This is a genomic window from Corynebacterium pyruviciproducens ATCC BAA-1742, from assembly GCF_000411375.1.
Lineage (GTDB): Bacteria > Actinomycetota > Actinomycetes > Mycobacteriales > Mycobacteriaceae > Corynebacterium > Corynebacterium pyruviciproducens.
Window position 1 is genome coordinate 742292 of sequence record NZ_KE150446.1, and the last position, 26139, is coordinate 768430.

At 61.5% G+C, this 26139-nt stretch carries 21 protein-coding genes; 2 read left to right on the forward strand and 19 right to left on the reverse strand.

Annotated elements, in window-relative coordinates; translation table 11 throughout:
- Positions 1 to 35: 35 nt before the first annotated feature.
- From carB to pyrR, 4 genes are read right to left on the reverse strand one after another with little or no spacing between them, the layout of a single operon-like run.
- On the reverse strand, positions 36 to 3398 hold the full coding sequence (gene carB / locus HMPREF1219_RS03215; RefSeq protein WP_016457584.1) for a carbamoyl-phosphate synthase large subunit: 3363 nt from the start codon (positions 3396 to 3398) through the stop codon (positions 36 to 38).
- Between the two features lie 2 nt (positions 3399 to 3400).
- Positions 3401 to 4663: a glutamine-hydrolyzing carbamoyl-phosphate synthase small subunit gene (gene carA / locus HMPREF1219_RS03220; protein ID WP_016457585.1), complete on the reverse strand. Its 1263-nt coding sequence runs from the start codon at positions 4661 to 4663 to the stop codon at positions 3401 to 3403.
- Positions 4664 to 6055 (reverse strand): dihydroorotase, encoded by a 1392-nt coding sequence (locus HMPREF1219_RS03225; RefSeq protein WP_084594637.1) that lies wholly within the window; start codon positions 6053 to 6055, stop codon positions 4664 to 4666.
- Entirely contained in the window at positions 6009 to 6665 is a 657-nt protein-coding gene (gene pyrR, locus HMPREF1219_RS03230; RefSeq protein ID WP_016457587.1) for a bifunctional pyr operon transcriptional regulator/uracil phosphoribosyltransferase PyrR, read from the reverse strand. The genes HMPREF1219_RS03225 and pyrR overlap by 47 nt, the downstream gene beginning before the upstream one ends.
- A 213-nt stretch (positions 6666 to 6878) precedes the next feature.
- On the opposite strand from pyrR, the gene HMPREF1219_RS03235 reads away from it, so the two are divergent.
- Both HMPREF1219_RS03235 and HMPREF1219_RS03240 read left to right on the forward strand, forming a co-directional pair.
- A complete protein-coding gene (locus tag HMPREF1219_RS03235; protein WP_016457588.1) occupies positions 6879 to 7319 on the forward strand; it encodes a YbjN domain-containing protein in 441 nt (146 codons plus the stop codon).
- Positions 7320 to 7400: 81 nt separating this feature from the next.
- Positions 7401 to 7877, forward strand: coding sequence for a YbjN domain-containing protein (locus HMPREF1219_RS03240; RefSeq protein WP_016457589.1), 477 nt, complete (start codon positions 7401 to 7403; stop codon positions 7875 to 7877).
- 31 nt (positions 7878 to 7908) lie between these two features.
- Here the strand turns inward: HMPREF1219_RS03240 and HMPREF1219_RS03245 are convergent, their stop codons facing one another.
- The 15 genes from HMPREF1219_RS03245 to HMPREF1219_RS03315 all read right to left on the reverse strand — a co-directional run bounded on the left by HMPREF1219_RS03245 (position 7909) and on the right by HMPREF1219_RS03315 (position 26002).
- The gene (locus HMPREF1219_RS03245) at positions 7909 to 8760 is read right to left on the reverse strand and encodes a PPK2 family polyphosphate kinase (RefSeq protein ID WP_016457590.1); all 852 of its coding nucleotides are present in this window, start codon (positions 8758 to 8760) and stop codon (positions 7909 to 7911) included.
- 181 nt (positions 8761 to 8941) lie between these two features.
- Positions 8942 to 9943, reverse strand: a complete 1002-nt coding sequence (gene nusB / locus HMPREF1219_RS03250; RefSeq protein ID WP_016457591.1) for a transcription antitermination factor NusB — start codon at positions 9941 to 9943, stop codon at positions 8942 to 8944.
- Between the two features lie 3 nt (positions 9944 to 9946).
- Positions 9947 to 10510, reverse strand: coding sequence for an elongation factor P (gene efp / locus HMPREF1219_RS03255; protein ID WP_016457592.1), 564 nt, complete (start codon positions 10508 to 10510; stop codon positions 9947 to 9949).
- 133 nt (positions 10511 to 10643) lie between these two features.
- Positions 10644 to 11738 (reverse strand): aminopeptidase P family protein, encoded by a 1095-nt coding sequence (locus HMPREF1219_RS03260; protein WP_016457593.1) that lies wholly within the window; start codon positions 11736 to 11738, stop codon positions 10644 to 10646.
- Positions 11739 to 11829: 91 nt separating this feature from the next.
- A complete protein-coding gene (gene aroQ / locus HMPREF1219_RS03265) occupies positions 11830 to 12309 on the reverse strand; it encodes a type II 3-dehydroquinate dehydratase (RefSeq protein WP_016457594.1) in 480 nt (159 codons plus the stop codon).
- A 414-nt stretch (positions 12310 to 12723) separates the two neighbouring features.
- Positions 12724 to 13809: a 3-dehydroquinate synthase gene (aroB, locus tag HMPREF1219_RS03270; RefSeq protein WP_016457595.1), complete on the reverse strand. Its 1086-nt coding sequence runs from the start codon at positions 13807 to 13809 to the stop codon at positions 12724 to 12726.
- Positions 13810 to 14425: 616 nt separating this feature from the next.
- Entirely contained in the window at positions 14426 to 14935 is a 510-nt protein-coding gene (locus HMPREF1219_RS03275; protein WP_016457596.1) for a shikimate kinase, read from the reverse strand.
- Positions 14928 to 16148: a chorismate synthase gene (aroC, locus tag HMPREF1219_RS03280; protein ID WP_016457597.1), complete on the reverse strand. Its 1221-nt coding sequence runs from the start codon at positions 16146 to 16148 to the stop codon at positions 14928 to 14930. Before aroC ends, HMPREF1219_RS03275 begins: the two co-directional genes overlap by 8 nt.
- A 182-nt stretch (positions 16149 to 16330) precedes the next feature.
- On the reverse strand, positions 16331 to 16753 hold the full coding sequence (locus HMPREF1219_RS03285; RefSeq protein WP_016457598.1) for a prepilin peptidase: 423 nt from the start codon (positions 16751 to 16753) through the stop codon (positions 16331 to 16333).
- Between the two features lie 188 nt (positions 16754 to 16941).
- Positions 16942 to 17754, reverse strand: a complete 813-nt coding sequence (locus HMPREF1219_RS03290) for a shikimate dehydrogenase (RefSeq protein WP_016457599.1) — start codon at positions 17752 to 17754, stop codon at positions 16942 to 16944.
- Positions 17755 to 18180: 426 nt separating this feature from the next.
- Positions 18181 to 19380, reverse strand: coding sequence for an endolytic transglycosylase MltG (locus tag HMPREF1219_RS03295; RefSeq protein ID WP_016457600.1), 1200 nt, complete (start codon positions 19378 to 19380; stop codon positions 18181 to 18183).
- Positions 19381 to 19632: 252 nt separating this feature from the next.
- Positions 19633 to 20193: a Holliday junction resolvase RuvX gene (ruvX, locus tag HMPREF1219_RS03300; protein WP_016457601.1), complete on the reverse strand. Its 561-nt coding sequence runs from the start codon at positions 20191 to 20193 to the stop codon at positions 19633 to 19635.
- Between the two features lie 169 nt (positions 20194 to 20362).
- Positions 20363 to 23032: an alanine--tRNA ligase gene (alaS, locus tag HMPREF1219_RS03305; RefSeq protein ID WP_016457602.1), complete on the reverse strand. Its 2670-nt coding sequence runs from the start codon at positions 23030 to 23032 to the stop codon at positions 20363 to 20365.
- Positions 23033 to 23286: 254 nt separating this feature from the next.
- The gene (locus tag HMPREF1219_RS03310) at positions 23287 to 24780 is read right to left on the reverse strand and encodes a replication-associated recombination protein A (RefSeq protein ID WP_016457603.1); all 1494 of its coding nucleotides are present in this window, start codon (positions 24778 to 24780) and stop codon (positions 23287 to 23289) included.
- Positions 24781 to 24784: 4 nt separating this feature from the next.
- The gene (locus HMPREF1219_RS03315) at positions 24785 to 26002 is read right to left on the reverse strand and encodes a protein kinase family protein (RefSeq protein WP_016457604.1); all 1218 of its coding nucleotides are present in this window, start codon (positions 26000 to 26002) and stop codon (positions 24785 to 24787) included.
- Between the last annotated feature and the right edge of the window lie 137 nt (positions 26003 to 26139).

Here is a 26139-nt window from a genome sequence, read left to right on the forward strand (position 1 = left end):
CGTCGCATCTCACGCAGGGCAAGCACGCCCAGCGCTTATTTTACCGACTGATCGAGCTCCTGCAGGGCTCGTACCGTCAGGCCGCCCTTGCGCAAGGCCTCGATCCCCTGGACTGCAGCAGTGATGCCCTGCACGGTGGTCACCAACGGCGTGTTCGTGGCAACAGCGGCGGCGCGGATCTCGTAGCCATCGTGCCGTGCACCTGAGGAACCCGCCGGCGTGTTGAGGATGAGGTCCACGTCACCGGCATAGATGCGGTCCGTGATGGATTGAACCGGGTTCTCAGATGCGTCACCTGCATCCTTCTTTCCAGCGACCTCGGAGACCTTGTGTACCGTCTCGCACTCCACACCATTACGGCGCAGCATCTGAGCAGTGCCGGACGTGGCCAACAGCTTAAAGCCCATTGCCTCCAGTTCCTGAATGGGGAATATGAGGGTGCGCTTGTCACGGTTTGCCACGGAGACAAAGATGGTGCCCTCAGTGGGCAGCTTGCCCGATACCGCGAGCTCACCCTTGGCGTAGGCGGCGCCGAAGCTATCCGCCAAGCCCATGACCTCGCCCGTGGACTTCATCTCCGGGCCAAGGATCGTGTCCAGCACACTACCGTCCGGGGCGCGGAAGCGGTTGAATGGCAGGACAGCCTCCTTAACTGCGATCGGCGAATCCAGCGGCAGCGACGCGCCATCGTAGGACGTGGGGATCATCCCTTCCTCCTGCAGCTCCGCAATGGTTGCACCCATCATGATCCGGGCCGCGGCCTTGGCCAGCGGAACTCCCGTTGCCTTGGACACGAAAGGTACGGTGCGCGAAGCGCGCGGGTTGGCCTCGATCACGTACAAAACGTCGTCTTTGAGCGCGTACTGGACGTTCATCAGGCCCTTGACGCCGATGCCGTGTGCGAGAGCCTCCGTCGACCTCCGCACGGCTGCGAGATCCTCATAGCCAAGCGTCATCGGGGGCAGGGCGCACGACGAGTCGCCGGAGTGAACGCCGGCCTCCTCGATGTGCTCCATCACGCCGCCGACGTACACGTTCTCGCCATCGCACAACGCATCCACGTCAATCTCAATCGCGTTGTCCAGGAACCGATCCACAAGGACCGGGTGGTCGCTCGTGATCTCCGTGGCGCGGGAAATGTAATCGTGCAGACTGTCCTCGTCGTACACGATCTCCATGCCGCGGCCGCCGAGCACGTACGAAGGGCGAACGAGAACCGGGTAACCGATGCCCTCCGCCACGGCCTTAGCCTCATCAAAGCTTGTTGCGGTGCCGAAAGCCGGGGCGGGCAGGTTGCCGCGCTTGAGCACGCCACCGAACTCGCCACGATCTTCGGCCAGGTTAATGGCCTCCGGGGTGGTGCCCACGACGGGGACACCAGCGTCACGCAGCTTCTGCGCGAGCCCCAGCGGTGTTTGCCCGCCGAGCTGCACGATGACACCCGCAACGGTGCCCGACTCGCTCTCAGCATGGAAGACCTCCATGACATCCTCGAACGTGAGGGGCTCGAAGTACAGCCTATCGGCGGTGTCATAGTCCGTGGACACGGTCTCCGGGTTGCAGTTCACCATCACCGTTTCGTAGCCCACGCGGGACATCTCCATCGTCGCGTGGACGCAGGAGTAGTCAAACTCGATGCCCTGGCCGATGCGGTTCGGGCCGGAGCCCAAGATGATGACCTTTGGCTTGTCTTCCTGCTTTGTCACCTCCGATTCGGCGGCGGGATCGAGCTCGTAGGCCGAGTAGTGGTACGGGGTCTTGGCCTCGAACTCGGCGGCACAGGTGTCCACCGTCTTGTACACGGGGCGGATGCCGAGCGACCAGCGCAGGCGGCGCACGCCCTCCTCACCCGCGATCTCCGGGCGCAGGGTGGCGATTTGAGCGTCGGAAAGCCCGTAGTACTTAGCGTGACGCAGGAGCCCCTCCGTCAGCGTCGGGGCCTCAAGCAGCTGGGAGCGGAACTCCTCCAGCCCCTGAAGCTCGGCGAGGAACCACGGATCGATACCGCTTGCCTCGTGGAGCTCCTCCACCGTGGCTCCCAGGCGTAGGGCGAGCTCCACCTGGTACATGCGCCCGTCCGTGGGACGCTTGGTGAGCTCGAGCACAGCATCCTTATCGGTGCACTGATCGCCGGCAATAGCAGAATCCGGAACAGTCCAGAACCCGGACTTCTTGGTCTCCAGGGAGCGCATGACCTTGTTCAGTGCGGAAATGTAATTGCGCCCGAGGCTCATCGCCTCACCGACGGACTTCATCGTGGTGGTGAGCGTGTCATCGGCGCCCGTGAACTTCTCAAAAGCAAACCGCGGGGCCTTGACCACCACGTAGTCCAGGGTTGGTTCAAAGGCAGCCGGGGTCTCGCCCGTGATGTCGTTGGTGATTTCGTCGAGGTTGTAGCCGATAGCCAACAGCGCGGCGATCTTGGCGATGGGGAACCCGGTAGCCTTGGAAGCCAACGCGGAGGAACGGGACACGCGCGGGTTCATCTCGATGACGATGACACGGCCGTTGTCGGGGTTCACAGCGAACTGGATGTTACAGCCACCGGTATCAACGCCGACTTCACGGATGATCGCAAGGCCGAGGTCACGCAGGCGCTGGTACTCCTTATCGGTCAGCGTAAGAGCCGGAGCCACGGTGACGGAGTCACCCGTGTGAACACCGAGCGCATCGACGTTCTCGATAGAGCAGATAACAACGCCGTTGTCTGCGCCGTCGCGCATGAGCTCGAGCTCGTATTCCTTCCACCCGAGGATCGATTCCTCGATGAGCACGTTGGCCTCCGGGGAGGCAGCCAGTCCGCCGCCGGCGATGCGGTCGAGATCCTCGTAAGTGTAGGCGAGCCCGGAGCCCAGGCCACCCATAGTGAACGAGGGACGAACGACGACGGGGAGACCGAGCTCCTTGACGGTCTCATGCACCTCGTCCATGTTGTGGCAGACACGGGAGCGGGCGGACTCCCCGCCTACTTTCTCCACGATGTCCTTGAATTTCTGGCGATCCTCGCCACGCTCGATGGCATCGATATCCGCGCCGATGAGGGACACGTTGTATTTCTTGAGGATCCCCTGCCGATCCATTTGGATGGCAGCGTTGAGGGCGGTCTGACCGCCGAGCGTTGCCAAGACAGCATCGACGGGGCGGCCCTGCTCCATTTCCTTGGCCAGGATCTTGTCAATGAATTCGGGCTTAATGGGCTCCACGTACGTGTGATCGGCGAAGTCCGTGTCCGTCATGATCGTCGCTGGGTTGGAGTTCACCAGGGTGACGCGCAGTCCCTCCTTGCGAAGCACGCGGCACGCCTGCGTTCCCGAGTAGTCAAACTCACAGGCTTGACCGATAACGATCGGGCCGGAGCCGATGACCATGACGTGGTGAAGATCAGTGCGCTTTGGCATTGTTACTTGTCGCCCTTCTTATCGTTGTCGGTGTCAATGAGGCTCGAAGCGCTGCGTGTAAACGGCGCCAGCGGCAGGTACGGCCCTACCCCCGGACCGTCCTTGATAAGCTGCACAAACTGGTCGAACAGCTGGTTAGCATCGTTGGGGCCAGCTGCGGACTCGGGGTGGTACTGCACGGAAAAGGCGAGGCCGTTGTCCAGCGCCACGCCCTCGACGGTGTTGTCGTTGAGGCACACGTGAGTGACCTTGGCGGGGCCGAAATCAGTGGCAAAGCTCTCCCCCGGAGTGCCTTCGAGGGCGAAACCGTGGTTTTGGCTCGTGATATCGATCTTGCCGGTGATGAGGTTCTTGACGGGCACATTGATGCCGCGGTGGCCGAACTTCATCTTGTAGGTCTTGAGCCCCAGTGCACGGCCGAGAATCTGATTGCCAAAACAAATGCCAAAGAACGGCACCCCGTCCGCGAGGATCTCGCGGACGATCCCCACCATGGTGTCGGCCGTAGCGGGGTCACCCGGACCGTTAGAGACAAACACACCATCCGGAGAATACTTCTTGATCTCCTCGTAGGGCGTGTTAGCCGGGACCACGTAGACGCGCAGGCCACGCGCCGCCATATTCTTTGGCGTGGCCGACTTGATACCCATGTCGTAGGCGACAACCGTCGGTGCCTTGTCGGCTTCCTCCGGGCTCAACCCGGTCGGTTCCACCACGTACGCTTCCTTCGTGCCCGCCTCAGCGGCGAGGTCTGCTCCCTCCATGGAGGGCTGGCCGTTGACGATGTCGACGAGCTCCTGTGTGTCCCTGAGAGCTTCCTCGCCGGAGAAGATGCCGGCGGCGATGGAACCGTGGTTGCGCAGGTGCCGCACGAGGGCGCGGGTGTCCACGCCACGGATGCCGATGATGCCTTGCTTTTCCATTGCCTCTTCGAGTGACTGGTTGGCGCGCCAGTTGGAGTGGTGCACGGCCAGGTCGCGGATAACGAGGCCAGCTACCCAGATCTTGTCGCCGTGGGATTCCCAGTCTTCATCGTTATAGCCGGTATTGCCAATCATCGGTGCCGTGAGGGTGACGATCTGCTTATGGTATGAGGGGTCGCTCATCGTCTCCTGGTAACCGGTCATTGCCGTGGTGAACACGGCCTCACCAAGCGTGCGACCCGTCGCGCCGAACCCGACGCCACGGAAGCCCCGCCCGTCGGCAAGCACAAGAATTGCTGGCGTGTGCACCATGTGAGCCACTTTCGACTTGTTGTTCTGCATCTATTTCGAGCTTCCCTCTACTATTGCCAGGTTGTGCGTGACCTTGCCACGCAAAATGGTGTGTGTGACGCGGGAATGGAACTCCATCCCCTCGTACGGGGTGTTGGATGCCTTGGAGGCCATCTCTTCGCCGCGGGCGATCCACGTGTGATCCGGATCGACGATGGTGAGGTTCGCCGGCTCCCCCACGGCGATCGGGCGACCCTGGTCCTTGAGGCGCACGATCTCGGCCGGACGCTCGCTCATCACCTTAGCCACAAACCGCCAGTCCGCCAGGCCGGAGCGGACGAAGATTTCCGCGACGATCGCCAGCGAGGTTTCCAGCCCCAGCATGCCGGGCCGTGCGTTCTGGATCTCCACGCACTTGTCTTCGGCGGCGTGAGGAGCGTGGTCGGTGGCGACGACGTCGATGGTGCCGTCGAGAAGCGCCTGGCGCAGTGACTGCGTATCCTTCTTCTCGCGCAACGGGGGATTGACCTTGTAGATACCCTCGTAGTTGACCAGCAGGTCATCTGTGAGCAGCAGGTGGTGCGGGGTGACCTCGGCGGTAACGTTGATGCCCTGCTCCTTGCCCCACTTAACCAAATCGGCGGAGGCCGTGGTGGACAGGTGGCACAGGTGGAGACGGCCACCGTAATCCCGGGTGAGCAGCATATCGCGGGCGACGATGGATTCCTCTGCTGCCCGTGGCCAGCCGCGCAACCCGAGCTTGCCGGCTACCTCGCCCTCGTGGGCGCAGGCGCCCTCGGTGAGCAGCGGGTCCTCGCAGTGCTGGGCGAGCAGCACGTCCTGGCCTGCCGCGTACTCGAGTGCGCGCCGCATAATCTGCGAATTGGCCACGCACTTGCCGTCATCCGAGAACATGGTGACGTGGGCGAGGCTGTTCTTCATCAGCCCGAACTCGGTGAGTGTGGTGCCCTCGAGCCCCTTGGTGATGGAACCGATGGGGTGGACATCTACGAGCCCGTACTCTTTGCCCTTGAGGTAGATCGACTCGGCGATAATCGGGTTATCATCCACCGGCTGTGTGTTGGCCATGGCCATGACCGCGGTGAAGCCGCCACGAGCGGCAGCCCGCGAGCCGGTTTCGATTGTCTCGGTGTGCTCACGCCCCGGCTCGCGGAGGTGCACGTGAATATCGACGAGCCCGGGTAGGAGAACCCCACCGTTGCCGTCAACTACCTGCACGTTGTCGCTTGACTGTGCCTTGCTTGCCACCGCGCTTGCAGCGCGGCCGCCGATCGCGGTGATGATACCGTCCTCGACCGTGACGGTGGTGGGGTCGCCCTCACCGTAGGGGCGGACGTTGGTGATTACGAGGTTCACGATATTTTTCTCCCTTGAGTTAATCCCGTACGTGTTCACTTGCTCTCGTGTTGGACGAGCTGGCATCTGTGCCCGAGCTGTTCGTGTGCTCCGCGCTCTCGTCCGGGCGGATGAGAATGACGCTGTCTTTGTTATCCAGTTCCTCCAGCAAGCACACCACGTCCTCGCTGCGGGAGGTGGGGATGTTCTTGCCCACGTAGTCGGCGCGAATGGGCAGCTGCCGGTGGCCGCGGTCGACGAGGACGGCGAGCTGGACTTCCTCCGCGCGGCCGATGTCACGCAGTGCATCGAGCGCCGCACGGATGGTGCGACCGGAGAACAGGACATCGTCGACAAGCACAACTACGGCACCATCGATACCACCGCGAGGAATGGTGGTCGGCTGTAGCGCGCGGTGCGGTTTGTGGCGAAGATCGTCCCGGTACAGCGTGACATCGAGTGTCCCGACGGGGACTGTGACAGTGGTGAATTTTTGGATCAGCTCGGCGAGCCGATGAGCCAAGGGCACACCACCTGAGGGAATACCCAAGAGAATGACCGGGCGCGACGCGTCCGAATCGAGCGCAGTTTTTTCAATAATCTGGTGCGCGATGCGTGCGATAGTGCGAGACACATCGGCGCTGGTGAGCAGCTCCGTGGACTCCCCGCCCTCAGCGGGACTACCGTCGTTTTTCATCGTGACCCCCTTCCCCGCCTCTCTGTGCGGTCCGTTAAAGGATGTCTAGTTAAAAAGTATTTAATTTTTCTAGGTGCACATGCTACCACGATGTCCGCCCCACGCGCGTGAGGAGCAAACAACACCGCGTATAACATGCAACGCATGGATTTTTCCACCCCCATTCTATGCCCGCCGATTGTCACGGGCCGCAAACCCTGAGACCATAACCTCATGACGTCCAACACACCCACCCCCTACGAGCCGCAGCGCGCCGTCGCCATCCTCGACGAAAACGGAATCCGCTCGGAGCTGCGCGGTGACAACCTCCTTGTTGGGTTCACCGATCTCGTCGTTCAGTTCACCGTCGCCTCGGACCAGCTCACAGCCACCGGCGTGTGGCGGGGGACGCTTCCTATCTCCGCCTCGGCCCAGCTCTTGTCTGCGTGCACCACGTTCAACGAGACCCAGGTCTTTCCCACGATGAGCTTTGAAAGGCAGGGAGACACCCTGAGCGTATTCCTCAGGCGTGGCACGGACGTTACCTACGGGCTTTCCTACAACCAGCTCGGAGCGTGGCTCATTTCCACGCTCGAGCAGTGTGGCAACGCCGCGCACTGGCTCGCACAGATTTTCCCGGACTCCGTCGATTGGGACGACGAGCCCGCCTCGTAGACCCCACCGTAGCCAGGCTTTCCCTCGCCAGTCACACCGCCGACACCCGCCCGTACCCAGAATTATTGCTTGGAGACCGACATGATTGAACCCACAGAAGTAACCCCGGAGCGCATCGTCGCCGCTTCGGCCGCCGCAGATGTCACCCTCACCCCCGTCGCCATGCCCGAGGCCCAAGGCTCACCGGACCAGCCGCAACCCTCGGTATGGAAAGTGAACCTCAACGGCTTTGACACGCTCGTGGTGCAGCTCTCCCCCGCCACCACAATCGTGCGGGCCGACCGCCGGCTCAACCCCGCGGGCAACGAGGTAGATGATTCCACCTTCACGGCCGACTACCTCGCGGCGAACACCGTGAACTCCCGCATCTACGGTGTCAAGGCCCTCATCACCGACGTGGATACCGATCCGGTCGCCCGCATTGAGTACGAGATTCTCACGGGTGCCGGACTGACGGACCAGCAGCTGACAGCCCAGCTGTACACCGCCTACACGGGCGTTGTCGCCTCTCACGGGATCCTCGCCAGGGAGGCCTCGGAGATCCGCCGCCACCTGTAGCAGCTGGGCATCCGGGCCGGCACCGCGTAGCCTAGGACTCCTCGAGCCGGCGCTTTTCCTCCTCCGGGTCGAAGGCTGCCTCCGGCCACGTGAGGTCCATCGCCCGGAGCTCGTTGAGCAGCAGGTATTTCACCACCATGCGCGCGTACGGCTTGTTATCGCTGGGGATGCAGTACCAGGGGGCCGTCGCCGTGGACGTGCGCGTCAACGCGATCTGGTAGGCCTCCATGTAGGAGTCCCACTTGGCGCGCTCGGTCACGTCGTCCGGATTGTATTTCCAGTGTTTATCCTCCCGCTCGATGCGCTCGAGGAGGTTTTCTTCTTGGAAGTCCCGGGAGATGTGCAGCATCACCTTGATGATGCGGGTTCCTTTTTGCACCAGATCCGCTTCCCACTGCGCGATGGCCCCGTAGCGGCGCTCGATTTCCTCCGCCTGCGCCATCTCGTTTACCCGCTGCACGAGCACGTCTTCGTAGTGTGACCTGTCAAACACCCCGATGAATCCGGGCTCAGGCAGCTTCTTTTCCACCCGCCACAGAAAATCATGCTTGAGCTCCTCCTCGGTGGGTTTGCCAAAGCTTGCCAGTGTCACCCCTTGCGGGTCCAGCACGCTCACCACGTGGCGGATGATCCCGCCCTTGCCGGAGGTATCCATGCCCTGGAGGACGAGGAGGATGCTGCCGGTTCCGGGAACCTTTGCCCGGTAGTTGGCGTAGAGCTTTTCTTGCAGGTCTCCCAGCTCTTCGTCGTACTTGTGAAAGTATTCTTCCCAGTCATCCTCGTCCCAGTCGAAGTGGGGTGTGGAATCCGGGTCGACGTTGGATAGAGAAAAGTGGGGGCCTACTGCCAGGTCGAGTGCATCCTGTACGGAGAATTTTGCCATAATTCGAACGTACCAGCCGGTGGAATAAACTTTCGCTTGTATGAAAACGGGCCGTGCCCCAGGGGTTGTTTTCCCTGGTACACGGCCCGTGAAAGGGGCAACCTTGGGCCCGTGGCGCTTACAGCCCTTGGGGGCAAGGTCGCCTAAGCACAGCGCCACCGAGCGATGTCGGTGTGGGAGCCTAGTCGGTTCCCTCGCCCTCGTTAGGCTCAGCCGCCGCGGTAGTGTCCTCCGTGGACGGGGCCTGGGGTTCTAGCTTGTCGACATCCAATTCCTCGCCTTGCGTGGAAACTTCAGGTTCGTTGTTCCCGACCAACTCGGACTGTGCCTCGGTGGTCTCCGGTCCTCCGGTAGGAGTCTCGCCTTCTTCCTCAACGCTGGGAGCGTACTCGAAGGTGTGGGGAAGGCTTGTCACAACGCCGATCTCCTCGGGTGCGGACTCCGGCTCAGATGCCGGGGCCTCCGAGAAGCCTCCACCGTACAAGGACGCGGATCCGCCCACCTGCGACGGCACGGCATCGTCGGCATCCACCGCGAAGCTATCGTCATCGTCATCAAACGAAGTCACGGCAATGTCCTCGCCGTCGACATCGTCGAGTCCCTCGATGGCGAAGGCGGCGTTCTCCGCTGCACGACGCTCGGCCTCGGCCCGGCGCTCGGCAATTTCTTGCTCGCGGGCGAGACGTTCTGCCTCGGCCTCCGCCTCCGCGCGAGCGAGCGCGTCTGCCGGGGACTCGGGGTTTTTCCACATCGCATCCAGAACGGCGTTGACGTAGCTCGGGGAATCATCGGTGGACAGTTCGCTCACCAATTCCACAGCCTGCGTCACCGCGGTCTTATTCGGCACATCATCGCCGTTGAACAGCAGCTCCCACGAGGCCACGCGGAGCACCGCACGGTCCACTCCAGGAAGCCTGTCAAACGTCCAATCCGTGTCCGTGAGCTCCCTTTCGATGGCAAAATCGATGAGATCAAGGTTGACGGCTACACCTTCAACGATCTGCTTCGTGTAAGGGCGCACGGGTGCCGAGACGGGCTCGGGCCCCACGGACAGCTCCTCGCGGGTGCGAGTTACCTCCACGGGATCGAGATCGCGCGCCTCGGCTTCGAACAGGATTTCCGCAGCATGGCGCCTCGCTTTGTAGCGGGCGCCATGCTTCGCGTGCTTGTTTTCTTCGCTCAAGGTTTAGTTCTGTACTCGAGAGAGGTAAGAGCCGTCGCGCGTATCAACCTTGACAATGTTGCCGGTCTCGAGGAACAACGGAACCTGGATCTCGGCGCCGGTCTCCAGCTCGGCAGGCTTGGTGCCGCCGGTGGAGCGGTCGCCCTGCAGGCCCGGATCGGTGTGAGCGATCTCCAGCTCCACCGAGGTAGGCAGGTTGGCGAAGAGCACCTCGCCCTCGTGGAAGGAAACCTCCACGGGCATGTTCTCCTTGAGGAAGCGGGCAGGCTCGCCGATCTTCTCGGGGGAAACCTCGACCTGCTCGTAAGTCTTGTCATCCATCATGACGTACGCAGATCCGTCGTTGTACAGGTAGGTCATATCGCGACGGTCGACGGTAGCGGTTTCCACCTTGACACCGGCGTTGAACGTCTTATCCAGCACCTTGCCGGAGACAACATCCTTGAGCTTGGTGCGCACGAAAGCCGGCCCCTTGCCGGGCTTCACATGCTGAAACTCGACAATCTGCAGTAGTTTGTTGTCCTGCTTGAGCACAAGACCGTTCTTAAAATCAGCGGTAGTTGCCACCGAACGAACTCCTTCGAATCAAATAGACACGTCCCGCCTGCGCTTATTCACTCCGCTGCAGGCACCAAAAGTGCCACCAACCTGGGTGGGCCTGGGAGACGCCAAGACTTATCTTCTTACTAGCGGGTAAATCTTACACCAGGCGCAGTTCCTTTGGCGTATCGGTGATGATTTCCGGCGCTCCGGCGCGAATGATGAGCGAATCCTCGATTCTCACGCCACCCTTGCCCGGAACGTAGATGCCAGGCTCAATGGTGAGTGTCATCCCCGGTTCGAGCACCCCTTGCCCGCTGACCGACGCGTAGGGAGCCTCGTGCACGTCAAGCCCCACGCCGTGGCCTGTGGAGTGGACGAAGTAGTCGCCATAGCCGGCATCCTCGATGATGGTGCGGCAGGCGCGATCCACGTCAACAAGCCTCGTGCCGGGCGTGGCGGCCTCGATGCCGGCGAGCTGTGCGCGCAGAACGACATCGTAAATCTCCTTGGAAAAGTCGGTTGTGTGCCCGACGATGACGGTGCGAGTGATATCCGAGTTGAACCCAAGCAGGTGAGCGCCGAAGTCTACGGTGACGATATCGCCGTCCTGGATCACGGTGTCATCTGCACCGTGGTGCGGCTTGGCGGAGTTGAGTCCCGAGGCGACGATGGTATCGAAGGACGTGTGCTCGCTCCCGTGCTTGCGCATCCGGTACTCGAGGTCCGCGGCGACCTCGCTTTCCTTCCTACCAGCGGTGAGTTCGCCCGCCTCGAGGAGTTCCTCCCATGCATCCACGGCAATGCGCGCTACCTTGCGTAGGTGCTCGAGGGACACCTCGTCCTTGACCAGGCGGATCTCCTCGATGACACCGGAAACGGGCACCAGGGTGACACCCTCTGGGCAGGCACGCTTGAGGCTTTCAAGCTCGCTGACGGTGACGTAATCCACCTCGTAGCCAACCCTGCGCGGACCTTCGAGAGTGTCCAACAATGCCTGGCCGCAGTTGCGTGCGCTGATGAGTTCGAGATCAGCGGCTTCCTCCCCCACCTGTGTGGTGTAGCGACCATCGGTGGAGATCAACGCCGTGACATCCTTCTTCACCAGCACTGCGCCGTTTGACCCGGAGAAGCCGGAGAGAAAACGCACGTGAGTGAGGTGGGTGACGAGCATCGCGTCTATGCGCTTCCCAGCAAGCGTGGACGCCAGTCGACGGCGACGGGTTTGGAACCGGGTATCTGCATAGACAGTCATAACAAAACCACCTTTATCTTGTGGATGAATCGTTTGTCTAAATGATAGCCCTTAGCGTTAGTAGCACTCCGTAATTTCCTCCCCGGCCCCCTCAAACGCGGGCGATGTACTGCAGCGCCGCGACGTAGCCGAACACTCCGAGCCCTGCCACTACTCCCCTGGCTATGGGCGAAAGGAAGCTGTGGTGGCGAAATTCCTCGCGGGCGTGGACGTTGGAAATGTGGACCTCGACAAACCCGCGCCCGTCGCTCACCTCCGCCAGTGCGTCGCGCAGCGCGACGGAGGTGTGGGTGAAGCCGCCGGGATTGATGATGACGGGGATGCCCGCGTCAGCTGCTGCGTGCACCCAGCCGATGAGCTGTCCCTCGTGGTTGGACTGGCGGTGGCACACGGTCAGTCCGAGGGAGGAGGCCTCGCCGTCAATGAGCGTGCACACGTCCGCAAGCGTGGTACTTCCGTAAATGTCAGGCTGACGCTTGCCCAGCCTGTCCAGGTTTGGCCCGTTGAGGACCAGGACATCGGCACCGCTGGTCAAGGGCGCGGTTGTGGAAAAATCGCTCGTCGAGCTCATGGGAGATCTCCTCCGTTAAAAAGATCGTGGACGTAAGTGGTGACAATCTTAAGCCAGTGCACAGAAGGACTTTGCCGCACCCCACCGTGGCGCGGAAAGAAGCTGTGTAACACCGACGCGAAACTACCGGTACAAGGCAACGTGGGCCGCGGCAGCGCGTCGTCAAGCTAGAACTCCCACCCCACAAACGGTGAGCGCCACAGCTAGCCTTCCCACTGGGGCCAACGACCGCCGGCCGACTCACGGAGCCCGACCGAACGTAGGCCTTCCGTCGTAGAACTACCGAAGGAAGACAAAGTCGCTGCAGGCCTACCAAACGCGGCCTACTAAAAGTAGGCCTGCAAAAAGTAGGCCCACCAAAAAGTAGGCCTGCAAAAAGCAGGCCTACCAAACGAACGCTTGCTCGACGGAGGATTAGTCCGCCGCCAGGCAATCGTAGGCGGCGCGTAATTCCGAAAAGCTCGGGCCCTCGACTCTGGTGGTGCTGCCCACGCCGTCCAAACAGACGAAACGGAGCGAGCCGTTGCGGGCCTTCTTATCGTGTTTCATTGACTCGTACAGCAGCCCGAAAATGCCCTGCTTATACGTGGTGGGAAGACCAACCGACTCGAGGATTGAAATATGACGATCAACCAGCGATTCGTCGATAAGACCGCGGATGCGCGCCAGTTGCGCGGCGTAGACCATTCCCACCGCCACGGCATTGCCGTGCTTCCACCGGTAATTCTCGTAGTTTTCCACACCATGACCGAACGTGTGGCCGTAATTGAGGATCTCACGCAACCCGGACTCCCGCAGATCCTGGGAGACCACGTCAGCTTTCACCTGGATCGACCGGCAGATAATGTCTTTGAGGTCCGGACCCAACTCCGTGAAGCAGCTGGGGTTGGACTCCAGAACCGACAGAATCTCGGGGTCGCGAATGAACCCGCACTTGATGACCTCCGCGGCGCCAGAAATGAGGTCTTCCTTAGGCAGGGTGTAGAGGTTGTCGAGGTCGACGAAGACAGCCTCTGGCTCATAAAAGGACCCGATGAGGTTCTTACCAAAGTGAGAATTGATGCCCGTCTTGCCGCCCACTGCCGCATCGACCATGCCAAGCAGCGAAGTGGGAACGTTGACTAGACGCACCCCCCGCATCCACGTGGCAGCCAGGAATCCGGCAACGTCCGTTGCAGCACCGCCGCCGACACCCACGACCACGTCCGAACGCTCAATATCGTGCTTGCCGCAAGTCTCCCACAGGCGCTCAAGGACGGCGGCGGTCTTCCCCGCCTCCGCGTCAGGAATTTCCGTGAGCACACCGACCAAGCCCTCGGAGGTCAGCTCCCTCTCCATCCGCAAGGCGGCCTCACGCAATGGCGGCTGGTGGACGATGACTACTCGCCGGACCTGGTCCATCCCGGCTACGCAAGAAGTGATATCCGCACTCAGATTCTTCCCGATTGTCACAGTGTATCCGCGCTGTGCCTTGACCTCGATCGTGCGTACGCCTGACATGTGGAGCCTCCTTGGTGTTATCGCCATAAGTATGTGGGTAAATATTTAGTAGATTCTAGACGGTTTATGGGGCAATTATTCTCTTATCCACCCCACCTACTGCAGATGCCCGAGATCGGGCAATCAACTTCGCCACTTGGTGAGCCACCAACCGCAGGAGGGGCCACGCAGCAAGGTGCGCGTAAGAAGACTATAAAACCGCAGCACGGTAGCCCGCAGCGCGAAAACCGCCCGACCTTCCCCACAGTCAGCCGCGAGGAGCACAACTCAGCTCCCCTGCTAGACGATGTAGATCATGTGCGTAATGTTACAACCACCATGCACACTTCTTCACACACAGACGCATTCGTGATCTGCGCGACTCTACCCACGTCTGGACACAGTGCCCGAAATCACACACGCCGGTATGGAGACCTGCTGGGAGACCGTGGCCGAAGTTGCTGGTACCTTAAGAAACCAGGCGCATTCGCCTATGGGGACGGGTGGCGCGCGGGAAGCGGGGGCGGTGGTACAAATCCGTGACACTCCACCCCCGCCGTGCGCCCCGTGGTGCCGGTGGACGCGGACGATGCCATCGCCGCTGTGGCAATAACCGTGGTTTACATAGTGCGGGAGGTCAGTCCCTGCTTATCAGCTCGAGAATCTCAGCCACGAGCGCACTCGGACGCTTTCCGTCTGTGCCCACATGGTAGGTGGACACCTCCCGGTACCAATCCCGGCGAGAGGCGAGGAGCTCCGCGTAATGCTTCTGCGGATCGTCGGCCTCCAACACGGGCCGGGTCCCCGCGGCGCTAGTGCGAGAAAACCCCACCTCGTCCGACACATCCAACCACACAACCGTGTGGTCGGCGAACAGTTCGCGGGTCTCCTCGGTAGTCACCGCACCGCCGCCCACGCTCACCACGCCGGAGCCAGCCAGTGCCTTCTTCACCTGGGCGCGCTCCGCCACACGGAACTGCTCCTCCCCCAGTGAGGAAAACACCTCCCCGCAGGCAGTGCCATATTGTTCCTCAATGAGCTGGTCGGTATCGACAAACTGGAGGCTCAACGTGCTTGCCAGGCGGCGGCCGACGGTGGTCTTTCCGGCGCCGGGAGGACCGACGAGGACAATGCGCGGCTTACTCATGGCTACCCTCCGCAAAGTGCAGCCGGGAATCGACGTACTCGCGGTACTCGGCTACCCGCGCCGCTACCTCGTCCACCGTATCGCCACCGAACTTGTCCAGCACCGCCCGCGCCACGACGAGCGCCACCTCGGCCTCGGCCACCACCGCGGCAGCCGGAACGGCACACACATCCGAGCGCTGGTGAATGGCGGTTGCGGGCTCGCCGTTTGCCATGTCCACCGTGCGCAGGGCGCGTGGCACCGTGGAAATCGGCTTCATCGCTGCACGCACAACGAGTGGCTGACCGTTAGTCATGCCGCCTTCGAGCCCCCCGGCCCGGTTACTCGCCCGCGTGGGGGTCCCGCCCTCGAGGATGATCTCATCGTGGGCGGCGCTCCCTGGGCGCTCCGCCTCCGCGAAACCATCGCCGATCTCCACGCCCTTGATCGCCTGGATGCTCATCACCGCTTGCGCGAGTTGACCATCGAGGCGCGAGCCGCCGCTGACATGTGATCCCAGTCCGATGGGCAGGCCGTGGGCCACCACCTCGACCACTCCGCCCAATGTATCGCCCTGCTTCTTTGCCTCGTCGATGCGGGCAACCATCGCCTGCGTCGCCTCCTCACTCAGCGCACGCACGGGCGATGCGTCGATGCGCTCCTCGTCACCCGGCTGGGGAAGGGCGGTATCGCGGGGCTCACTGCCGCCGATGGCGACGACGTGGGAGAGGATGGTGATGCCCGCTGCCTGCGTGAGGAACTGTTTAGCCACCTCACCGACGGCTACTCGGGCCGCGGTCTCGCGCGCCGACGAACGCTCCAGGATGTCCCGCGCGTCGGTGGCACCGTACTTGACCATTCCGGCAAAATCCGCGTGCCCCGGCCGTGGCCTCGTCAGCGTGGTACCGCGGCCGGAATGGAGGGCCTTGGCCACCTCCGGGTCCTCGGCATCGACCGGATCGGGGCTCATAATCGTGGTCCACTTCGGCCATTCGGTATTGCCGATGAGGATGGAAATTGGGCTCCCCAGCGTGTGCCCGTAGCGGAAGCCACCCACCAACGTCACCTCGTCGGCTTCAAATTTCATCCGTGCACCCCGCCCGTAGCCGAGCCTGCGGCGTGCGAGCGCCGCCTGGACATCAGCGGTGCTCATCTCAACCCCCCGCGGCATCCCCTCAAGCAGGGCGATGAGGGCTTGTCCGTGGGATTCTCCAGAAGTTGACCATCGAAGCATGTGTTCATTCTTCCACGTTCCATGCCGAATCCCATATTCTCTGCCCCGTAGCCCACGTACCCCGTCGCCTGCACGGCACGGGAGCGTTTCACCGTGGATTCTTGTGCCTTGGCTGCACCACGTGCTCAACGACCGGTTGCACCACGTGTGGTGCCCTCGGGCGCACACGACCGGCCTATTCATCACGGGCTCAGCTGCAGAGACACCACCAGGAACGTTGCCGCAACCATGGCTGGGCCGTGGGGCACCCGCGCACGCCGGACGACAACGGCTGCGGCAACCACCGTAGCAAGTGCTGCAATCGCCATGGCGGGCAGCGCCCCCGGGAAGCCGGCGAGAAGTCCGAGGGGAAAGGAGAGCTTGATGTCCCCGCCGCCGATCCCCGCAGTGACTGCCCAGACTACAAGGTAGGTGCCGCACCACACCGCCCCTCCTACCAGCCGCTGCGGGAGAGTAGCCGGGTAGGTGACAAGGACAAGCGTAATAATGAGCGGCGTGGCGGGGACGGTGAGCCAGTCCGGCAGCCTGTGAAAACATACGTCACTTCCCACCAGTAGCACTGCCCAGGCGAGCACAGCTACCCCTAACACCGGTGCAACCCCCACGGTCTCCCCTCCCCTCGAGATGTTGGCCCTAGACTAGCCGACGAACGGAGGGTGGGTGGTGGCCTGCACTACAAACAGGTTGGGAGGCTCAGTAGCCTGCCGGAATCGCCGTGCGGTGTGGCAAGTAGACGGCTGCTCCTGCCATCAAGGTACACCCTGTGCCCGGTTGGCCTGACACCGCGAGAAACTTAAGAGAGGAAGCTTTCCAGAGCATCTCGCATCGCAGTACGTGGCGCCGGGCGCCCGGTGTATTGCTCAAATTGCGAGAAGGATTGGTGCGCGAGCATGACGTTGCCCTCTACCGCGGGGAACCCCGCGACCCGGGCTGCCTGAGTCAACGGTGTGGGTCGCGGGTCATAGATGACATCGAGTACCGGGCAGTGGGCGATCTCCGCTTCTCTTCCCGCAAGAACTGCCGAGGGCACGGTGCTGATCACTACGCTTGCCTGCCGCGTAACGTGTGACAAGTCACCGGAGAAGTCACGGTAGCTAAACTCCGCGTCCCCCACCAGAGGTCGTAGTTGCGCCGATTTGTCCGTGCGGTTAATCACCGTGACTCGTGCGGCACCCAGGCTCCCCACCGCCCATAACGCCGGGCGAGAGGTCCCGCCGCCGCCGATGATGACAACCTCGGATCCCGCAATCTTGTCCGTCACTCCCAGCTCATCAAGCGCGCCGAGGATCCCCTCGCAGTCGGTGTTATCCGCAGCCCACGTGCCGTCGCCCCTGTGCACCAGCGTGTTGGCAGAGCCGATCGTTGCCGCCCGCTCGGAGACTTCATCGGCCACGTCCAGCGCCGCGAACTTGCACGGCATGGTGACGCTTATGCCCCTCACCGAAGCATCGCATCCGGCTACGAACTCGGCCACCTGGTCCGCTGTGCATTCGTGGCGTTCAAAGCGCCACTCGTCCTCCATGGAGTACTTGCGGTAGCCTGCCTCGTGGAGCACCGGCGACAAGGAGTGGCGGATCGGTGAGCCGATGACGTAGCAAGTAAACATATTCCTCCTAGCTTCAGCGCGGCGGTACTGCGAATAGTCCGAAGCGTCAACAGTTTTGTCTGGGTTACGGTCTCACGTTACCTACCCATACCGTGGAGGGAAACTTCCAAGTTCGCACCGCGCAATTCACTACTGATTCCTCCCCCACCCTTCCTCACCTCTCCGGGTCCACGGACCCACTGCTTCAGGCGCTTTCCCACAACTTGCTCAGCGCCCTGAGCCCCGACCCCACTGCAGTCACTCCTGTCTCCACTTCTCCGCCATGGCGGCGGTACCCGGACCGCGCAGGGGCCACCAGACGACCGTCTCCCGCATCGCACAAAGCAGATGCGCTGCCGAGAGCGCTGCCCGAATGGCAGTGTACAAACGGCAGTGCACGAAAAAAGGCAGTGCACGTAGTGCACTGCCCTGTGTTACTCGCTCCGATTAGCGGTTCGAATCCAAGACACCAGATTCGGCAGCCTTTTGCGTATCCGCCATGTGCTGTTCGAATGTGTCGTTGAATACCGTCGTGCCGTCCTTATCAACGGTTACGAAGAACAACCAGTTGCCAGGTGCCGGATTCTCCATCGCGGTGACCGCCTCGATAGACGGGGAGGCAATCGGGGTTGCCGGCAGGCCATCCTTGGCGTAGGTATTCCACGGTGTTTCCCGTGCGCGATCCTCGTCGGTGGTAGCAACCTCCTGCTCATCGAGGCCGTAGTTCACGGTGGAGTCGAACTCCAGGCGCATCGGCTTTGCCAGCCGGTTGAGGATGACGCGCGCCACCTTATCAAACTCGCCTGCAGGTGCCTCGCGCTCCACCAGTGAAGCGGCGGTGAGAAGCTCGTAGGGGCTGAGGTTAATTGCTGCTGCCCGGTCCACAATGCCAGTGTTGGCAAAGCTTTCGGCGGAAGCGGAAATGAGCTGCGTCAAGGTCTCCTCGGCGCTGGCCTCCGGATCCACCACGTACTCACCGGGCTCGATCAGCCCCTCCAACCTCTTGGGGTCCCCACTGGCCTTCTGCACGGGCTCCAGAGCCCACTCGGGTACGCCTAGGGAAACCGGATCGGCAGTGGCAGCTACGTTGGCGATCTCCTCAGCGCTGAGGCAACTATCCCCCACACTGCACGTAATGGAGGAGACCAGGGAGTAAATGCCAAAGCGCGTGTCTCCGCCCACAACCTTGCTATCCATGAGCGTTGCCCCGGTGGGAACCTTGAGAAGATCGACCTTATTTTCCGGGTTGAGGAATGCTTCTACCGCAGACTGGGCGCTCATCTTTTCTTGCAGCTTGTAAAAGCCCGGCTTGATGTCAGCCGCTTTCGGTGTCGTCGCCGCAGCTGATTGGAAGGCCTCGTTGCTGGACACAACGCCCTTCTCCACAAGGCTGGGGCCAACCTCAGACAAGGTAGAACCGGGTTTAATTTCGGCCAAGACGGTGTTCCCGTTGCCGTCGCCACGAAAATCTCCACCAGATTGACCCATCATTCCGATGTACATGGCTGCTGCGATGAGCGCAAGGATCATGCCGACAAGAACGCCTATTCGCTGCCCCCGCTTCTTTCCCACCGCATGGGAATTCCGCCCGCTGTGGGCATGGGACATGGCGTTTGGGCCGTCTTCACCTGGTAGTCTGCGTGCCATAAATAGAAATTTTATCCTATTGTTACCAAATTGTGCATTACGACCCGGCAGTTCTGCTTAGTTTTGCGAAAATTTTTTGGCCGCTCTGCCTCCGCTGGGGATACAGCCAAGTGAATGGAGACCAGCAGTTGGTTTACGCGGCCCCTAGATCCGCCTAATTTCGTCCCAAGCCAGCACGGTGGTGGCGCGCCCCTTGGGCATATGCAGCGCAGGCCCACAGGAACGACTGTTCCCGTGGGCCTTGTTTCTGGTCTACTGCCGGGGTTCTTCCCCGCCGGGATATTCCTCCCCCCTCTTCTGTGCAAGATAAGTACGCCGTGCGTCGAGCCACGTCTGGAGGATTTCTACAGCCGCGGCCTGATCCACCACGCGGCGGCCTGCACGCTCGGTCAAGCCTGAGGCGTGGAGCGCCTGGGTGGCAATGACGGTGGTGAGTCGCTCGTCGGCAAATTTCACAGGAATCGTGAGCTCCCTGGCGGCCAAGCGCCGCTCCAACCGGCGACCAATGTCGCGGGCATGGACGATGGAAGCTGAGCCATTGCCTTTGAGATCTCGGGGCAGCCCGATGACGATCTCGACGGGCTCATACTCCTCCACGATCTCCAGCAGCCGGCGGATGTCTTCCCCGTCGGGTATCTCGTCACCGACGCGCTTGTGCGAGCGACGAACAGTCTCCACGGGCATGGCGAGCCGCCCATCGCGATCAGAGGAAGCGACACCGATCCGTACCGTTCCCACGTCGAGCGCCAGACGGCGTCCCTCACCGGGGTCGTTTTCGCCGGCCCGGTCGGGCTCGATGGGGCTAAGCCCCATCAAGCGCAGCGCCTCCTCACCCAGCCGCGGGTCGATCCCTTTGTCAGCTGCTCCGGGGACCCGCCCGTTGGGGCTTCCTTGCCCACGCCCACGAGACTGTCGGTTGCCTCGGAACCCCTTGGAGCGCCCGGAAGCCTGGCGGCGTCGTTTCCCCTGAACCACGGTCTACTTACTTCTCAGACAGCTCGCGCGCGACTGCCTCGAAAGCGTCATGGAAACCATCGGGGGTTGTGCCGGAGCCCTGAGCCAAGGCAGGCTTGCCGCCACCCTTGCCTCCGACGTACTTTCCAACCACAGAAACCAGGTCGCCGGCCTTGATGCCCTGGGCAATGGCGGCATCTGTAGCAGCAACTGCGAACGGAGCCTTACCGCCCTGGGAGCCTCCCAGCACGACGACAGCAGCCCTGCTGCCGAGACGACCGATGAGATCCTGGGCCATTGCGCGCAGATCCTTGCCCCCCACGGAGGAACCAAGGTTCTCCGCGATAAGCTCGAAAGAACCCGCCTGACGGGCCGAATCGGTGAGTTCGCCGACCCGCTGAGCAAGTGCCTTGGCGTGAAGGTTCTCAATCTCCTTCTCGGCTGCCTTCAGCTTCTCCGTCAGCTGTGCGATCCTCTCGGGGAGGTTCTCACTCGGGGTCTTGAGAGAGGTGGCAAGCCCCTCAGCGAGGGCACGCTCCTTAGACAGGTAGCTGAAGGAGTTCAGGCCGGAGTAAGCCTCGATACGGCGAACGCCGGAGCCCACGGACGACTCACCGAGGATAGCAACCGGGCCGATCTGCGCGCAGTGGGCAACGTGCGTGCCACCACACAGTTCCATGGAGAATGGACCACCGATTTCCACGACGCGGACGATGTTGCCGTAGTTCTCGCCGAACAGCGCCATCGCGCCCATCGCCTTCGCCTCGTCGAGAGGCATCTCCGTCGTGTTGACATCCCAGTCAGTATCGACGGCCTCGTTGGTCACTAGCTCGATTTCTTCCAGCTGCGCGGGCGTCAACGCCTGTGCGTAGTTGAAGTCAAAGCGCAGGTAACCGGGCTTGTTCATGGAACCAGCCTGCACCGCCGTCGGCCCCAAGGTCTGGCGCAGGGCAGCGTGGATGAGGTGGGTTGCGGAGTGCGCCTGGCGAGCGGCGTGGCGCCACGCCTCATCGACGTGGAGGCAGGCCGTATCTCCGAGCTCAATCCCACCGTTGGTCACTGTGGCCTTGTGTACCCACAGCTTCTTACCAATCTTTTGCACGTCGTTGACTGCGAGGGTCGCATCCCCCACGGTGATCGTTCCGCGATCGCCAAGCTGACCGCCGGACTCTGCGTACATCGGGGTGGACTCGACGATAACCTCAACCTCGTCGCCCTCAGAGGCAGCGTTGATCTTCTGGCCACCGGACACCAGTCCGATGATGGGGCTTTCACCCTCGAGGTTGTTGTAGCCAACGAACTCCGTCGGGTGGTTATCCACAAACTCGCGGTACACCGTGAGGTCGGCAGCGCCGTGCTTCTTGGCCTGGTTATCAGCCTTGGCGCGAGCCTTCTGCTCCGCCATGAAAGCATGGAAACCTTCCTCATCCACGGTCAACCCCTGCTCGCGCGCCATTTCCAGGGTGAGGTCGATGGGGAAACCGTACGTATCGTGAAGCGTGAAGGCCTTCTCGCCGGAGATTTCCGTCGAGCCGTGGCTCTTGACCGCGGCAACCTCCTGCTCAAAGAGCTCGGTGCCGGATTCCAGCGTGCGCAGGAACGCCTTCTCCTCGTTGACAGCAACGCTGAGGATGCGCTCGCGGGCCTTCTTGATCTCCGGGTAGGACGGAGTCATCGTGTCCATGATGGTGTTCATGAACGTCTCCATCGTGTTGCCCTTGGCACCCAGCAACCGCGCAGAGCGGATGATCCTGCGCAGGAGGCGGCGCAGGATGTAGCCGCGCCCCTCGTTGCCCGGCGTCACGCCGTCGAGGATAATCATCATGGCCGTGCGGGAGTGGTCGGCGATAACGCGGAAACGAATGTCGTCCTCGTGGGAACCCTTGCCGTAAGTGGATCCTGTGAGCTTTTCGGCAACGTCGATGACGGGCCGCAGGAGGTCGGTCTCGTACACGTTATCCACGCCCTGCAGGATGCAGGCGATGCGCTCCACACCCATGCCAGTATCGATGTTCTTCTTGGGCAACGGGCCCAAGATTTCAAAGTTGTCCTTGCCCGTGCCCTCGCCACGCTCGTTCTGCATGAACACAAGGTTCCATACCTCGAGGTAACGGTTATCGTCGGCGATGGGGCCGCCTTCCTTGCCGTACTCAGGCCCGCGATCGTAGTAGATCTCGGAGCACGGACCACACGGCCCGGGGATACCCATCGACCAGTAGTTATCCGCCATTCCCAGGCGCTGGATGCGGTCTTCAGGCACCCCGATCTTGTTGTGCCAAATATCGGCAGCCTCGTCATCGTCGAGGTACACGGTCACCCACAGGCGCTCCGGATCAAGGCCGTATCCACCATCCTCTACGGATCCGGTCAGCAACGTCCACGCGTGAGTGATAGCGCCTTCTTTGAAGTACTGACCGAAGGAGAAGTTGCCCGCCATCTGGAAGAACGTGTTGTGGCGGGTGGTGATTCCCACCTCCTCAATGTCGAGGGTGCGCACGCACTTTTGAATACTGGTTGCCGTCCCGTTTTCAAAGGGCGGGTTCTGTTGCCCCAGGAAGTAGGGTTTGAACGGCACCATGCCTGCATTGACAAACAGCAGGGTCGGATCATCGAGGATCAGGGAGGCACTTGGAACGGCGGTGTGCCCAGCGTCAACAAAGTGCTTGGTAAAACGTTCCCTAATCTCATGGGTCTGCATGCCAGATGGCCTTTCTCACACGGAAAATATTTTTAACTTGGGTTATGTTACCCCACCAGGTAGGTAACGCGTGTTTCTCACCCCGGAGTTCAGCACACCTAAACACTTAGTCACCGTGATTCCAAACGTGCATGCTCGCGTTCTGGCTACAATGGCCCGCTTGCCTCACCGCCACTATCCATGCGTTGCACCAACCCTGGCACCCCCTTTCCACAGTCTGAGCTGCAGGAGAGTCATTCCAATTCACGCTTGGGCTACTGCTCACCCCGCACGATCTTCCGCAACGCGGGCGCCACGTTTTGGATTCCGGCTTCCCTCCCGTGCCCGGTTGGAACAAAATACGTCGCATCGTCGAGGGTTTCCGGATTATAGCGTTGTGTCACCACCCCACGGGGATCATCATGCGGGTAGCGGTATCCAATCGCCGCGCCCACCCGTTTCGCACCCTCGTAGTGGCCGTCGCGGAGGTGACGGGGAACTGGGCCGCTTTTGCCTTGGCGCACGTCTGCTAAGGCGCCGTCAATCGCCGTGATAACCGCGTTTGACTTAGGTGCCAGGGCGAGGTGGATGGTTGCCTGGGCAAGGCTCAAACGCCCCTCGGGCATTCCGATGAGTTGAACAGCCTGCGCCGCCGCAACCGCGGCAGGCATCGCTGTAGGGTCGGCCATCCCGATGTCCTCGCTGGCCAAAATGATCAGCCTGCGGGCGATAAATCGCGGGTCTTCTCCCCCTTCGATCATGCGCGCAAGGTAGTGCAAGGCAGCGTCCACATCCGATCCGCGAACCGACTTAATAAATGCGCTGATGATGTCGTAGTGCTGGTCGCCGTCGCGATCGTAGCGAACAACAGCACGGTTGATTGTCGCTTCCAACGTTTCGGAAGTGATAAGCCGCGCGGGCGTAACGGGCGTATCAGGCCCATTTCCATCCACCTGCTCCGCAGCGGCCTGCGAGTCGGACTTATCTTCTCCCTCGTCAGATTCGTCAGTGGCTTCATCGGCATCATCGCAAACACCGGAATCGTCGGCGCTACTGCCCGGGTGCTCCATCGCCCCCTCGGCAGCCGCCTCCACGTAGGTGAGAGCACGCCGCGCATCACCGCCGGCAAGGGTAACCAATTGGTCGAGGGCTTCGTCGGTGATTCCTACTTTCCCTCCGTAGCCACGCTCGTCGGTGAGAGCGCGGTGCACAACGGTCTTGAGATCGTCCTCGCTCAGGCTCTCCAATTGGAGCAGCAGGGAACGCGACAATAGTGGTGCGTTCACCGCGAAGCTCGGGTTCTCTGTGGTGGCAGCTACCAGCAGCACGATCCTGTTTTCAACAGCCGCGAGCAGAGCATCTTGCTGAGTCTTAGAAAAACGGTGCACCTCGTCGATGAAGAGCACCGTCCTGGTGCCCTCGATCAGCTTGCGCCGGGCGGTGTCGATCACCGCCCGCACTTCCTTTACTCCCGAATCAAGAGCAGACATGCCGACAAACCTGTTGCCGGTTGCCACCGAGATGAGGGAGGCAATCGTCGTCTTGCCTGTCCCAGGAGGACCGTACAGGATTACGGATGTTTCCCCGTCTCCCTCGATGAGATGTCGCAGCGGTTTGCCTGGGCCGAGCAGATGCTGTTGCCCTACGACCTCGTCCAAGGTGCGTGGGCGCATGCGGACCGCCAACGGGGCGTTGCCCCCGGGGTGGAAATACTGCTGGGCCGAATCGTCCTCGGAGTTGCTCGTCCCAAACAGCGCGTCTTGTGCCATTAGCTCACTGCTCCTGCAACCACTCGATGAACTCGTTAGCAAATGTAGTCACCGCCGAAAAGCGGGGGTTCTTACTGGAAAAGGCAGCAAGCGACGCGTAAGTTTCCGTGAGGTCTTTCTTGCCAAGGTCAAACAGTCGCTGCATTTCCTCGTCGTCTCCCCGCAGCGCGGCAAAGCCTTCGTGAGGCAACGGTGGCACGGGAAGCTTGCACGCCTCAACAATTTTGCTCAGCGATCCGTGATGGATGTAGGCGAGCGAACCGAACGCCCAGCCCACCATCGCTGTGAGGATACGCGAATGGAGTCGCTCCTCCTCTGCTAGAGAAGGCCACACACTCGCGACTTCGGCAGCCCAGCTGGAGATGAAGATGTCTGCTTCCGCCTCCGTCAGCGGATGGGTAGTGATGTATTGCGGGAAGCCGGCGGCCACACACGCAATGTCAAAGGCCACGTCACGGTAGGCGCACCACTCGTAATCGAGGAAACTTGTGCGGTCGGCATCGAGAATGTTGTCCGGGGCAAGGTTAAAGGGCGTGAAGGCCTTGAAGTTCGACTGGGCTAGTCGACGCACCGCGTCCTTTGCCAGTTCGGTTGCCTGTTCAGGTACGGTTATCCCCGTCCGTTCAAGCAACCTGCCACCCTCCTCCACCGCAGCCCGGAGGATATCTGAGTGCAAATTTTGATACGTCTTCATAGACGGGTCCAGCTTGCTCATCCGCTGAAACAGGACATCGAAGTGGCGTTCGTGGCCGGCGGTGCCGGCGTGCATTCTTCCAATCGTTGAGCCCAGCTTGCGCAAGACTACGTGCCGCAGCTCTTCGTCATCACTGGCAAGGAGGTCCGCATACGTCGTCCCCACCCCCGTATCCGAGATGATGAGGATCCGGTTGTCCACGTCGCTGCCCAAAAGAATTGGTCCGGGCCGGACATCCTCGGACAGCGCGGTGAGAAACTGGTAGGCAACGAGCTGGCATTCAAACGAATACCGGTAGTAAGGATGATCCCTCGGCGGGGTTTGCTTAAGCACGAGGGTGCGTTGCGGGACGAAGGGGTTAGGGGCCACTTTCACGCGGAGAACGGTGGTCTCCGGGGAATTAGACATGTCATCTACAAGGGCGAGTTGCTGCTGACCGCCGAACCTCAAAGAAAGTAGTGCTTCTGCCTTCTCAATGAGACGATTGTGCTGGTCATTATCAGTGGGCTCAGGTTCCCTAGATTGCATCCCTATCCTTTCGTCCCTTCTACTTTACCGTTATCCCCAACCAACGCTGACCTTCCCAATGGGGGTGTGAGAGGTACGGCTCGTCGCTTTCTCGCGTGTCCTGCTTTGCTTCGTTTACTTGCATTCGGTTCCGGCAC

Excerpts from the sequence above, each read along its gene's own strand:
- carB (WP_016457584.1), bottom strand. The coding sequence starts at position 3,398 with ATGCCAAAGCGCACTGATCTTCACCACGTCATGGTCATCGGCTCCGGC.
- carA (WP_016457585.1), bottom strand. The coding sequence starts at position 4,663 with ATGCAGAACAACAAGTCGAAAGTGGCTCACATGGTGCACACGCCAGCA.
- HMPREF1219_RS03225 (WP_084594637.1), bottom strand. The coding sequence starts at position 6,055 with ATGCCAGCTCGTCCAACACGAGAGCAAGTGAACACGTACGGGATTAAC.
- pyrR (WP_016457587.1), bottom strand. The coding sequence starts at position 6,665 with ATGAAAAACGACGGTAGTCCCGCTGAGGGCGGGGAGTCCACGGAGCTG.
- HMPREF1219_RS03235 (WP_016457588.1), top strand. The coding sequence starts at position 6,879 with ATGACGTCCAACACACCCACCCCCTACGAGCCGCAGCGCGCCGTCGCC.
- HMPREF1219_RS03240 (WP_016457589.1), top strand. The coding sequence starts at position 7,401 with ATGATTGAACCCACAGAAGTAACCCCGGAGCGCATCGTCGCCGCTTCG.
- HMPREF1219_RS03245 (WP_016457590.1), bottom strand. The coding sequence starts at position 8,760 with ATGGCAAAATTCTCCGTACAGGATGCACTCGACCTGGCAGTAGGCCCC.
- HMPREF1219_RS03260 (WP_016457593.1), bottom strand. The coding sequence starts at position 11,738 with ATGACTGTCTATGCAGATACCCGGTTCCAAACCCGTCGCCGTCGACTG.
- aroQ (WP_016457594.1), bottom strand. The coding sequence starts at position 12,309 with ATGAGCTCGACGAGCGATTTTTCCACAACCGCGCCCTTGACCAGCGGT.
- aroB (WP_016457595.1), bottom strand. The coding sequence starts at position 13,809 with ATGTCAGGCGTACGCACGATCGAGGTCAAGGCACAGCGCGGATACACT.
- HMPREF1219_RS03275 (WP_016457596.1), bottom strand. The coding sequence starts at position 14,935 with ATGAGTAAGCCGCGCATTGTCCTCGTCGGTCCTCCCGGCGCCGGAAAG.
- aroC (WP_016457597.1), bottom strand. The coding sequence starts at position 16,148 with ATGCTTCGATGGTCAACTTCTGGAGAATCCCACGGACAAGCCCTCATC.
- HMPREF1219_RS03290 (WP_016457599.1), bottom strand. The coding sequence starts at position 17,754 with ATGTTTACTTGCTACGTCATCGGCTCACCGATCCGCCACTCCTTGTCG.
- HMPREF1219_RS03295 (WP_016457600.1), bottom strand. The coding sequence starts at position 19,380 with ATGGCACGCAGACTACCAGGTGAAGACGGCCCAAACGCCATGTCCCAT.
- ruvX (WP_016457601.1), bottom strand. The coding sequence starts at position 20,193 with ATGGGGCTTAGCCCCATCGAGCCCGACCGGGCCGGCGAAAACGACCCC.
- alaS (WP_016457602.1), bottom strand. The coding sequence starts at position 23,032 with ATGCAGACCCATGAGATTAGGGAACGTTTTACCAAGCACTTTGTTGAC.
- HMPREF1219_RS03310 (WP_016457603.1), bottom strand. The coding sequence starts at position 24,780 with ATGGCACAAGACGCGCTGTTTGGGACGAGCAACTCCGAGGACGATTCG.
- HMPREF1219_RS03315 (WP_016457604.1), bottom strand. The coding sequence starts at position 26,002 with ATGCAATCTAGGGAACCTGAGCCCACTGATAATGACCAGCACAATCGT.